Genomic DNA, 12072 nt, shown 5'->3' with positions numbered 1-12072 from the left:
TTGCAGTATATAGGGCCTACTTGAACAACTCCTGAAAGGCTTTAAACTAAATTACAGACATAAAAAAACGCGGTAATCCGCGTTTTTTTATAATTATAAATACTTACACAGAGCCATTAATTGGCCCGTGTTCGTGATTTACATGCGGATTTTGTCCGCGTTGACGCAGTAAGTGGTCCATTAAGGTAATAGCCATCATTGCCTCCGCAATCGGGATTGCACGAATACCCACACACGGATCGTGACGACCTTTGGTGATCATCTCTACCGCTTCGTTGCTTGTATTAATGCTGTTACCCGGAATAGTAATGCTCGACGTTGGTTTTAGCGCAATAGAAGCAATAATATCTTGCCCTGTCGAAATACCCGCAAGTACGCCACCTGCATGGTTTGATGTAAAACCTTCAGGGGTTAGCTCGTCGCGATGCTCAGAGCCTTTTTGCTCAACTACATCAAAGCCATCACCAATTTCAACGCCTTTAACAGCGTTAATACTCATTAATGAATGTGCAAGTTCGGCGTCAAGACGGTCAAATACTGGCTCTCCAAGACCAACAGGTACATTGCTTGCCACTACTTTTACTTTAGCGCCAACTGAGTCACCTTGCTTTTTAAGGTCACGCATATATTCGTCAAGCGCTTCAAGCTTACTTGCATCAGGGAAGAAGAATAAGTTATTTTCCACTTCATCCCAGTCAAACGTTTCCGCCTTAATAGGGCCAAGCTGACTTAAACATGCTTTAACTTCAATACCATGAAATTGCTTTAAGTATTTTTTAGCAATAGCACCTGCCGCTACGCGTATCGCGGTTTCGCGTGCAGATGAACGACCGCCACCGCGATAATCGCGCAAGCCGTACTTATGCCAATACGTGTAATCGCCATGACCTGGGCGAAATACATCTTTAATTTTGCCGTAATCTTGCGAGCGTTGATCGGTGTTTTCAATCAATAAACCAATGCTGGTACCTGTGGTTTTACCTTCAAAAACGCCTGCTAATATTTTTATTTGATCGCTTTCACGGCGCTGCGTTGTATAACGGCTTTGGCCTGGTTTTCGGCGATCTAAATCAATTTGTAAGTCGGCCTCTGTGATTTCAAGACCTGCGGGAGTACCATCAACAACGCCGCCTAATGCAACGCCGTGGCTCTCACCAAAGGTGGACACTTTAAATAACTGCCCAATGCTATTACCTGCCATTAACTTTCCTCATTCCTAATGACTACCAATAGCCAAGCACAGGGCTTGGCTATTCATTTTTTTACTTATTTTGCAAAATACTCGTCTAGCTGCTTTTTGCTAATTACAAATACACCTAAGCCGCCTTGTTCAAATTCAATCCACTCAAACGGCGCGCCCGGATACAGTGCATCCATATGTACCATAGAGTTACCAACTTCTACAAATAACAAACCGTTATCAGTTAGATGTTCACTCGCTTCGCTCAATATAGTACGGGTTACATCTAAACCATCGTGGCCTGATGCAAGCCCAAGCTCTGGCTCATGATGAAATTCGCGTGGTAAGTCAGCCATATCTTCTGCATCAACATACGGTGGGTTTGCTACTATTAGGTCGTATTTTTGACCTGGTACACCGCTAAATACATCAGACTGAATCGGTAACACGCGATCACTCAACATGTAATCGTTAATGTTAATGTCTGTCACTTCAAGCGCTTCATACGATATATCTACCGCATCAACTTGTGCCTGCTCAAAAGCTTGCGCAAGTGCAATTGCGATACAACCCGAACCCGTACATAAATCTAATATACGGTTTACCGATTGTGGCTCTTCAAGCCAGGGTGTAAAGCGGTTGCTGATAAGCTCAGCAAACGGTGAGCGAGGTATAAGTACACGTTCATCCACATAAAATGGCATACCCGCAAACCATGCAATGTTTGTTAAGTAAGGTACTGGTGTGCAGTCGTTAATACGTTCTGCAATAAGACCCGCAAGTCGGTTTTTTTCTGTGCTTGTTAAACGCGCGTGCATTAATTCTTTTGGCGCATCAACAGGCAAGCTAAGCGCAGGCAGTAATAAGCTTACAGCTTCATCCCATGCGTTATCTGTACCGTGTCCAAAAAATATACTACTACTTGCAAATTGGCTTGTAGTCCAACGTAACCAGTCATGTAAAGTTGACAGTTCTGCAACGGCTTCTTCGAGTGTTGCTTCTTCTATTTGTAAATCGCTCATATATTTTTACCTGTATTAGCTTACTGACTGTTTTGAGTCTTTAAGACGATTGCATTGCCTATCTGCGCTGGGCAAATTACAATTGCCCCTCATTTAAGTATTGTACCGCCTTTTGCGCTGCGTTTTTACGTTTTTTTGTTTAGGTAATAGTTATGAAAAAAGACACTCCATCACATTCGTCCCTAAGCAATGACGACATAAGCTTATTTCGTCAAACGATCACAGGCGCCAAAGTATTTAAACAAGATACTCATCGTTTTGATACAAAGCCTAAGGTGTCACAAGCTAAGCAATTTGCCCAGCAAAAAAAGCAGGCTCAATCTGAATTTTTCTTCTCAGACGTTTATATTCCCGATATAGACACCCACGGCACGGTTAAATATGTAAAACCAGGCCAAGATACTTTCCTAGCTAAACAGCTTCGCCGTGGTGACTTTGCACCCGATTTGACGCTAGATTTACATGGCTTAAATAAAGAACTTGCTAAAGACGAACTCGCTGGACTCATTCACGAATGTAAAAAGCAGCATTACTATTGTGCGTGTGTAGTGCACGGTATTGGCGGCGGCGTACTAAAGCACAAAGTGCCCCAGTACTTAGTACAGCACCCTGACGTAATAGCGATGCACCAAGCCCCTCTCGAATATGGTGGTAGAGGCGCTGTACTCATACTAATTAATTTACCGCAAAGTGATGAATTTAGACGCTAACTTTAGCTATTACTAGGATGTAACTTCGTGCATATTTTTTCAATTATTTTTCCGCTCATTTTTATTGTGGCACTGGGTTATGGCTGTTGTAAGTTAAAATTTTTTAACGAACAACACATTGCGGGTCTAAGTAAATTTACTTTTTATGTGAGTTTACCAGCCTTTTTAGTACTAAATATGTCGCAAATAAACCTGCAGCAAAGCATCAGCCTTTTTGCATTTATGAGCTTTTACATACCGGTTTTGTGTGTGTTTGGATTAGGCATTTTAATTGACCGCTTTTACTTAAATAAGCCATGTCTCAATAATAAAGCAATAAATTATCAACAACACAGCGTATTTGGTTTGGCAGGTAGTTATTCAAATATGGTGTTGGTAGGTATCCCAATTGTTATAGCGTCACTGGGTAAAGAGATGATTGCTATTGCATTTATGATCATCACCTTTCATAGCACATTGCTATTTGCCCTGACCTTTTTAATTGGGGCAAAAGGAAATGCTGAAAACTTCTCATGGTATAACTTTAGCAAGAGCATGGTGCTAAACCCTATCGTACTGAGTATTGGTTGCGGGTTGATCATTAATGTATCTGGGCTTAGCTTATATGACAATTTAGTAAGCAGTATAGATTTACTCGCCAAACCCGCTATTCCGTGTGCTTTATTTGTACTAGGCGCAAACTTAGTATTTTATAAAATAGCCTCAAACTGGCAGCCCGCGCTTATATCTTCATTATTAAAAATTATTATATTACCGGCTGGGGTATTTGTTGCAGCAACTTATGTGTTTGAGTTAGATGAGCAAATAAGAAATGTGCTAGTTCTATTGAGTGCATCACCTGTAGGGGTAAATGCTTACTTAATTGCGTGTCAGTTAAAACAGCATCAAGCAACGCTTGCCGGGACGGTAGTACTTTCTACTATATTGTGTATGTTGAGTTTTAGCTTTTGGTTGGCTATTTTACTTTAAACAACTATATAACTAACAAAACTGCCATGAGCTATATAATTGTTTAATCAAACTACTTTAAGGCTGCAACAACAGATATTTCTACGAGTAGTGCATCACGTGCCATTTTAGCTTCCACACAGGCACGTGCTGGTGCATAACCCTCGGTTACCCACGCATCCCATACTGCATTCATATCAGCAAAGTATTCCATGCTCTTTACATAAATAGTCGCGCTAAGCATATGTTCTTTTGAACTTCCCGCTTCATCAAGCAATGCCTCTACTTTATCAAGCATAGTTTGAGTTTGTTCTTTGATATCTTTTTGTGCGTCGGCGCATACCTGCCCACATAAATACACAGTGCCGTTATGTTTTACAATGCGGCTCATGCGCGCACCTGTTTGTAAACGTTCTATTGTCATTTTACTTTACTCAATTATTTATATTTAAACGTTTTCTGGGGCATTTATACTTAAATAACTACTACGCTGGGTTTGCTCATCGTAACTAATAACAGCAACAGCACCCGTATTAAAAATGGGCATATTGCCAGGGCTTAACTGGTCCACTAAATAACTTACAATAGGCATATGTGATACAACAAGCCATGTATTGCATTGGGGGTGAGTAGCAATAAGTGTTTCGATGTAGTCAGCAGCAATTTGAGGTTTGCCTTCGGGAATTATATCAGACGTGGTTTCGCTAAATTTAAATACGTTATTTTTAGCCACACCTGCAGCTGTTTGCTGTGCTCGAATGTAAGGACTAACTAACAGTGCATCAGGGTAATGTGCTTTACTGAGCCAAAGGCCCATTTTTTCAGCTTCATCGTGCCCTGCTTGGGTTAAATTTCTACCTGCATCATCAGCCTGCATGGGTGTTGCTTCGCCGTGGCGCATTATTAGGATTGTTTTCATAAAAAATCAACCGATTAAAGAATATAAAACAGTAGCCAGTTTGCCCGTTTGTCAGCTATATTAACAATATAAATCTATTTATTTCTAAAATAGTTCTTTCATGAGATTCAGGTAAATCTTTAAGCTGTACTTCGCTTTCCTGAAGCCATCATCTGTTGTTAACAAGTAAACGTTTAGTTTCAGGAGCATCATTTGAATATCAGCCGCAATGATAACAGAGCATACCGCGCCTTTACACTGGACAATGGTCTAAAAGTACTATTAGTGCAAGATAAAGATTCTACAAAAGCGGCAGCATCAATGGCAGTTAACGCCGGACATTTTGACGACCCTCTTGATAGGCAAGGCCTAGCACACTTTTTAGAGCACATGCTTTTTTTAGGCACTGACCAATACCCAGATTCAGGCAGTTTTAATAATTTTGTTTCGCAAGCTGGCGGCAACACCAATGCGTGGACCGGCACTGAGCATACCTGTTACTTTTTTGATATTAACAATCAAGAATTTGAACAAGCGCTTACCCAATTTAGCCGTTTTTTTATTGCGCCACTTTTAAATTCAGCCGAAACAGAAAAAGAACGCAACGCAATTGAAGCCGAGTTTAAACTAAAAATAAAAGACGACGGTCGCCGTATTTATCAAGCCCATAAAGAAACGGTAAATCCAGCTCATCCATTTGCTAAATTTTCTGTAGGAAACCTACAAACCTTAGCTGACAGAGAGCGCTGTATTAGTGATGAGCTTCGTGACTTTTTTAATAGCCAGTACCAAGCTCAGTGGATGACTTTAGTTATTTGCGCAAACGAAACACTAGACACACTACAAAGCTGGACTCAAACTTACTTTGGCGCAATTAACGGCAACAAAAACCTTAAAAAGCCAGAGATCAGTGAGCCACTTTATCGCAAACAAGACATAGGAAAAATACTCCATATTGAGCCACATAAGCATATGCAAAAACTTATTATAAGTTTTGCTATGCCTAATATTGACGACTTTTATCGCCATAAAACAGTAAGTTTTATTGCCCACTTACTTGGCTATGAAGGCGCGGGTTCTCTTTATTCTATTTTAAAAGAGCAAGGCTGGATCAATGCACTTTCTGCTGGCGGTGGTATTAATGGCAGCAACTTTAAAGATTTTAATATTAGCTTAGCGCTTACCGATGAAGGTATTGAATACTTCGAAGACATTATTGAAATGGTGTTTGAATACATTTGCTTAATTAACGATAACACCGAAAAATTGCCACGCTTATACCAAGATAAAAAAAATCTATTACAAATAGCATTCGATAACCAAGAAAAGTCACGCCTGATTGATTGGGTCAGTAATTTAAGCATTAATATGCAGCATTACGATGAAGCAAACTACGTGCAAGGCGACTATTTAATGGAAGGCTTTAAAAAAGCGACCCACGAAATGGCCATGCAGTGGTTAACGCCACATAATATGCGCATCGTACTTATACATCCAGATGTAGAGCCTGAACATAAAACGGCATGGTACAACACACCATATAAAGTAGAACATATTTCACCTAGTTGGCTTGATGCCCTTAGCGAGATAAATAAGCCGTTGAGCGAAATGCTGCTACCTACAGCTAATCCTTATTTAACAAAAGAAGTGGTGTTATTTGATGTCGTAAAACCACAAACAAAACCCGAGTTATTAGTAAAAGAACCCGGTTTTGACTTTTGGTTTAAACAAGACAACACATTTCGTGTTGCTAAAGGCCATTTTTATTTGGCCATGGATTCTGATTTTGCCGTAAAAGATGTAAAACATATGGCACTCACCCGCTTATTTACAGATTTATTTATGGATAGTGTGGGCGAGCAATTTTATCCAGCAGAACTTGCGGGACTTAGCTACCACTTAACCTCGCATCAAGGTGGATTAACTCTACATACCGCGGGGCTTTCATCTAGCCAGTTAGAGCTTGTTGATCAATTAATAGATGCTTTATTTAATGTAGAGATCTGTGCAAAACGCTTTGCTGAATATAAAAAACAGCTTGTAAGGCATTGGCGCAATAGCAACCAAAACAAACCAGTCAGTGAGTTATTTAGCATTTTAGGCGCAAAAATAATGCCTTGGAACCCACAACCTGGGGAGCTTGCATCGGCATTAAAAAACACCTGTTTTCAGCAATTTAATGAGTTCAGAACAGACTTTTTTAAAGCACTACATGTTGAATCATTTTTACATGGTAACTGGCAGCAAAGTGATGCAATAGCCTTTCAAAAAAAGGTCGCAAATCACTTAAAAAACGCAACCATAATTGAAGATTTAAGACGCCCTCTTTTTGAAATTAAAAAAGTAACTCGCTACGAGCTAGAGCTTCCTTGTAACGACCATGCAATGGTTATTTACTATCAAGCGCAAACGGATTGCGTGGCCGAAAAAGTAAAAATGATGGCGTTAAATCATTTAATTAATCAAGATTACTTTAATGAATTACGAACTACACAGCAACTTGGCTACTTAGTAGGCGCAGGTTATGCACCATTTAATACGCGTGCTGGTATAGCATTTTATGTGCAGTCACCTAAGTTTGATGCAAAAACTTTATTGCATCGACATAACCGTTTTATTAAAAACTACCTTGATAACATTGATGCACTTGATGAAAACGATTGGCAACAGCAAAAACACGGCCTTAGTACTCATATTGCAGAAAAAGATAAAAACCTGCGCCTACGCTCACAACGGTTATGGCTTGCTATAGGTAATAGAGATCATGAATTTCATATGCAACAACGACTTTTAGATGCCTTAAATGCGCTAACCCTAAAAGAACTAAAAGTTTATGCACTAAGCCTATTTGATGATAATAGACCAAGATATGAGCTTTTAAGCTCGGCAAAAGTCAATAAATCTCAAAATATGCCCGTTTACTCTCAATCTCTTTGACACTAGGTTTAGCTTGTTTTAAATTATCATTTGTAAATTAGAAGTAATAAAAAAATGATAAAAATAATAATAAAACTAAGCATGCTTGTAGTACTTGCTTACTCATTTGAGCTTTTTGCCTTTGAGTCATCATTTAATTACAACTCCGACAATATACTTATACTAGCAAGCGCCATTATAGCGCTTGCTTTGCCCTACCTGTTATTTGTAATCCACAAACTTAGACGCTCACGCCGTCAACTCCGTCTTTCGGAAAAACGCCTTAAAAGTACTGTAGAAGGTAGCGGCGATACACTTTGGGACTGGAACATAAAAACAGGCGAAGTTATTCGTATTAACGATAAGTACTTAATGGATTCGACTACCTTAATGGGGTTTCCGCCAAACAAAGGCCTTATTCACCCTCACGATATTAATAACGTTGAGCACTTGTTAAAAGTACACTTTGCAGAGCAGTCTGCTTTTTTTGAAGCCACCTACCGAATCAAAGATACATTTGGTCGTTGGCATTGGGTACTCGATCGCGGAAAAATAATTGAAAAAGACGCCAACTTATCACCCCTTAGAATGACAGGTACCGTTCGCGATATATCACAGTTAAAATCAACGGAAGAGCGCTTAAACCTTTTTGCTAAATGTGTTGAATCACTCACTGACGCCTTAGCAATTTACGATAAAAACTTTAAACTGGTTGATATAAACCCGAGTTTTTTAACCTTGTTTGGTGGCGTACGCGAGCAATACTTAGGAAAAGATTTCAACCTATCTGGGTATGAGCCAAGCTACACAAACAGAATTATTGAAATAGTAAAAGAGCGCGAACATATCCAACAAGAAGTGAAGCTTCGTAATAGTGAGCGTGTTTTATTGCCTATAGAAATATCGATAGATGAAATTAAAAACGATCAAAATCAAATAACTAATTATGTCGTTGTTTATTCAGATTTAACAGAGCGTAAAAAAGCCGAATCGCAGTTACATAACTTATCGAATCGAGATCGCACAACTAGTCTGCCTAACCGAAATTTATTTTTTACTGATTTGCAAAAGCTAGTAAAGCTCAACTCGCATCACGCCTTGCTTGTATTCGATTTAGATAACTTTAAAAAAATAAATGACTCGTTAGGGCATCAACTAGGTGACAGCTTATTAGCTAAATTAGCAATGCGCTTAAATAAACTAACCCGCGAAAATGATGTATTTTATCGTTTAGGCGGCGATGAGTTTGCTCTTGTAATGTCTGACACTAACGACATACATGTAATTACACGTATGGCAAAACAGTTTTTAGCAGCCATTGCTACACCATTTAAAATGGCTGGCCACGAACTGGCAATCACCTCAAGTGTAGGCATTGTATTATTTCCAGAAGACGGTAATACGCCTGAACTGCTCCTAAAAAATGCAGATACCGCGATGTATCATGCTAAAAAGAAAGGTAACAGCTACCTATTTTTTAACGACACGATGAATCGCCAAGCCGTTAAACGACTGCAAATAGAAAACCTTATGCGCTTTGGTTTAAAAGAAGATCATTTTGAAGTGTACTACCAACCAAAAATGAATATTCGCACAGGCAAGCTAACCGGAATGGAAGCATTAGTACGCTTTATTACACCCAAAAAAGGTATTATTAGCCCAGGCGTGTTTATACCCATAGCCGAGGAAACGGGCCAAATAATTGAAATTGGTGAAGTGGTATTAAACAAAGCCTGCAGAGACGTAAAAGAATGGCTAGATAGCGGTTTATTTAGCGGCCGAGTAGCTGTCAACTTATCAGCAAAGCAATTTAGCCTCCCCGATTTAACTTCTCGTATTGACGTTATTTTGCAAAAAAACGAATTACCTTCTTACTTTTTAGAGCTTGAAATAACAGAAGGTACTGTAATGGACGACCCTAAAGAAGCCATTGCAATTATGCGTTCGTTAAGTGCCCGAGGTATTCATTTAGCAATGGATGATTTTGGTACTGGTTATTCATCATTAGCGTATTTAAAGCAATTTCCGCTTAATACACTTAAAGTAGATAAAGCATTTATAGATGACATGACCAACGAACGTGGGCGTAATATGGTCGACTCAATAGTCACTATTGCGCATAACCTTGATTTGCATGTAGTTGCTGAAGGTGTAGAACAAGCTCATCAAATTGATATACTTAAAAAGCTTAATTGCGAAACAGTACAAGGTTATTACTATTCTAAGCCACTATCAAAAAGTGAATTTACTGAATTTTTAAAGCAGCAACAAACTAAAGCAGCCCCAAGCTTAATTAGAAAAAATAAAAATGTGGCGTCAATAAATTAAGGGCGCCATATACATGCATTTATACCTACATTTCTTACTAAAGCACGACGATAATGTAGATTAAACAAGCACCAGGCCACAGGGCCAAGTAAACCGCCTAAAATAAGCCATCGCTTAATTGGCATACCTTTTTTAATGGCTTCTAAATACATTAAAGCTATAAATGCACTGCTTAGTAAAACTATAAACAAAATTACCCTTTAAAGTTGCTCAAAAATACGGCGCTTATTCTAACGCTAACGTGATTAAATTTAAAGCAACAAATCCCCCGCGCGCACAAAAAAGCCGAAGCTGTTAAATACAGGTTCGGCTTTTAAAATTATAATTTAAGGGTTACTTTTCAGCACGACCCATAAATTTGTGTTCAACAGTATTAATACGGATACGGTCACCTGTTGAAATATGCTCTGGCACAGAAATATTTAAGCCAGTAGACATACGTGCAGGTTTTGAACGAGCACTCGCAGATGCACCTTTAATAGATGGGTCTGTTTCTTCAACAACAAGTTCAACACTTGACGGTAAATCAAGCCCTACTGGCGCGCCATCAATAACAATTACGTGTACGCCTTGTGTTTCTTCATTAACAAATAAAATTTCTTCGCTAATAGCATCTTTGCTTAAGTTATAAGGCGTGTAATCTTCATTATCCATGAACACATACTCGTCACCATCAATGTACGATAGCATTACTTCACGGCGTGTTAAATCAGCCAGCGTTAGCATGTCACTGTCTTTGAATGTTTCGTCAACTTTACCACCGGTTACCACATCGTATAAACGCATACGGTATAAACTACCACCAGCACGACCTTGCGGCACAGAGCGCACAATATCTTTTACAACTAAAACGCGGCCATTGAAGTCAATAGCAGTACCTTTTTTAACATCACTCGCCTTTGGCATGTGTGAATTCCTATTATTTTTTTGATTGCCAGAAACATACCACGAACTGGATTTTGTTCAACTAAAATTACGTTGGTTTTACGCTACATGTTGTATTAGCTTGTAAAATTTTAATTTATACTAAAATACATATAATCAAATGTGAAAAAAACTGCTATGGTAGCTTTACCGAGTATGACTTCAAGGAATGGATCATGGACCAGAAAAAAGTACATGAGTATTTAGTTAAAAAACCACTTGTTCAGGTTACAAAACCATTTGCGCAAGAGGTTGATGTATATAAAGTGAATCATAAAATGTTTGCGACTCTTGCTATTGGCAATGACGGTCAAACTAATGATGATGGTGAGGTTATTTGGTGGCTTAACTTAAAGTGCGATCCTGATGAAGCAATATCATTGCGTGATATTTTCCCGGCAGTGATCCCTGGTTACCATATGAATAAACGCTTATGGAACACAGTAATTTTAGACGGCACAATTCCACAAGGTGAAATTGAGAGAATGATTGATAACTCATTTAATTTAGTCGTAGAAAACATGCCAGAAAAAGACCGAAAAGCTATTTCACTTCACTTGTAAACACTTTTTGGGCTAGGCTACTAGCCCATTAAAACCCTACACCTTAAGCGTATAAATTAAATCGTCATATAACTTTTCGCCTATTGTATGCACTTTAAAAAGTGTATCGGTATGGGTTAAACCGCACTTACCAAGCACCTTTTCAGAACCAATATTGCCACGCGTTACGACTGCTTTAAACTGCCTAATACCACATTCTTTCCAAGCCCAGTCAATCACAGCTCTTAGGGATTCTGTCGCGTAGCCTTTATTAAAATACTCTGGCAACAATAAATAACCAAGCTCTGCGGTTTCTCCGTCATAGGCAAAACCTGTAACACCCACAGGTTGTTTTGTTTGATTATTAATAATGAGTAAACACAGGGGATGACGTGATTTAGCATTCCAATTAGGCAAGCGTATCTCAAAGCGGTTTCTTACCAGTGACTCCATTGGCATATCAAAACAATACTTAAGGACTTGAGGATCGCGATGAAGCGCTAGAAAAAGAGGCCAATCAGATTCTTCCATTTGGTACATGCTCAATCTTTGTGTAAATAATGTCATTAAGCTCCTCATTTATTTATAAAAACTATAAAAAAAC

Annotated in this window: 12 protein-coding genes; 5 read left to right on the top strand and 7 right to left on the bottom strand. The window is 39.0% G+C overall.

Annotated elements, in window-relative coordinates:
* Positions 1-103: 103 nt before the first annotated feature.
* Together aroC and prmB are read right to left on the bottom strand one after the other, a co-directional pair.
* A complete protein-coding gene (gene aroC, locus I6E82_RS11280; RefSeq protein WP_008138551.1) occupies positions 104-1201 on the bottom strand; it encodes a chorismate synthase in 1098 nt (365 codons plus the stop codon).
* Positions 1202-1266: 65 nt separating this feature from the next.
* Entirely contained in the window at positions 1267-2202 is a 936-nt protein-coding gene (prmB, locus tag I6E82_RS11275; RefSeq protein WP_007377743.1) for a 50S ribosomal protein L3 N(5)-glutamine methyltransferase, read from the bottom strand.
* A 152-nt stretch (positions 2203-2354) separates the two neighbouring features.
* Between prmB and smrB the strand changes: the two genes are divergently transcribed.
* The gene (gene smrB, locus I6E82_RS11270; protein ID WP_007377742.1) at positions 2355-2912 is read left to right on the top strand and encodes an endonuclease SmrB; all 558 of its coding nucleotides are present in this window, start codon (positions 2355-2357) and stop codon (positions 2910-2912) included.
* 27 nt (positions 2913-2939) lie between these two features.
* Positions 2940-3881, top strand: a complete 942-nt coding sequence (locus tag I6E82_RS11265) for an AEC family transporter (RefSeq protein WP_197117938.1) — start codon at positions 2940-2942, stop codon at positions 3879-3881.
* 52 nt (positions 3882-3933) lie between these two features.
* Here I6E82_RS11265 and I6E82_RS11260 read toward each other — a convergent pair whose 3' ends face one another.
* On the bottom strand, positions 3934-4284 hold the full coding sequence (locus I6E82_RS11260; protein ID WP_197117936.1) for a RidA family protein: 351 nt from the start codon (positions 4282-4284) through the stop codon (positions 3934-3936).
* A 24-nt stretch (positions 4285-4308) separates the two neighbouring features.
* Positions 4309-4779 carry a phosphohistidine phosphatase SixA gene (sixA, locus tag I6E82_RS11255; protein WP_024608902.1) on the bottom strand — a complete coding sequence of 157 codons (471 nt, stop codon included), beginning with the start codon at positions 4777-4779 and terminating at the stop codon, positions 4309-4311.
* Positions 4780-4971: 192 nt separating this feature from the next.
* Between sixA and I6E82_RS11250 the strand changes: the two genes are divergently transcribed.
* Together I6E82_RS11250 and I6E82_RS11245 are read left to right on the top strand one after the other, a co-directional pair.
* Entirely contained in the window at positions 4972-7695 is a 2724-nt protein-coding gene (locus I6E82_RS11250) for an insulinase family protein (protein ID WP_010554661.1), read from the top strand.
* Between the two features lie 54 nt (positions 7696-7749).
* Positions 7750-10002: a sensor domain-containing protein gene (locus I6E82_RS11245; RefSeq protein WP_007580604.1), complete on the top strand. Its 2253-nt coding sequence runs from the start codon at positions 7750-7752 to the stop codon at positions 10000-10002.
* On the opposite strand, the gene I6E82_RS11240 is transcribed toward I6E82_RS11245, so the two are convergent.
* Positions 9999-10193, bottom strand: a complete 195-nt coding sequence (locus I6E82_RS11240; protein WP_007580601.1) for a hypothetical protein — start codon at positions 10191-10193, stop codon at positions 9999-10001. The genes I6E82_RS11245 and I6E82_RS11240 overlap by 4 nt on opposite strands.
* Positions 10194-10335: 142 nt before the next feature.
* Positions 10336-10908 (bottom strand): elongation factor P-like protein EfpL, encoded by a 573-nt coding sequence (gene efpL, locus I6E82_RS11235; protein ID WP_007580599.1) that lies wholly within the window; start codon positions 10906-10908, stop codon positions 10336-10338.
* Positions 10909-11102: 194 nt separating this feature from the next.
* Here efpL and I6E82_RS11230 point away from each other — a divergent pair, with 194 nt between their 5' ends.
* Positions 11103-11489, top strand: coding sequence for an MmcQ/YjbR family DNA-binding protein (locus I6E82_RS11230; RefSeq protein WP_007580596.1), 387 nt, complete (start codon positions 11103-11105; stop codon positions 11487-11489).
* Between the two features lie 36 nt (positions 11490-11525).
* On the opposite strand, the gene I6E82_RS11225 is transcribed toward I6E82_RS11230, so the two are convergent.
* The gene (locus I6E82_RS11225) at positions 11526-12035 is read right to left on the bottom strand and encodes a GNAT family N-acetyltransferase (protein ID WP_197117934.1); all 510 of its coding nucleotides are present in this window, start codon (positions 12033-12035) and stop codon (positions 11526-11528) included.
* Positions 12036-12072: the final 37 nt, after the last annotated feature.

Source organism: Pseudoalteromonas sp. NZS11, assembly GCF_015864765.1.
Taxonomy (GTDB): Bacteria; Pseudomonadota; Gammaproteobacteria; order Enterobacterales; family Alteromonadaceae; genus Pseudoalteromonas; species Pseudoalteromonas arctica.
The sequence above is the reverse complement of the archived record's forward strand: the minus strand, read 5'-3'. Positions and strand labels throughout refer to the sequence as shown.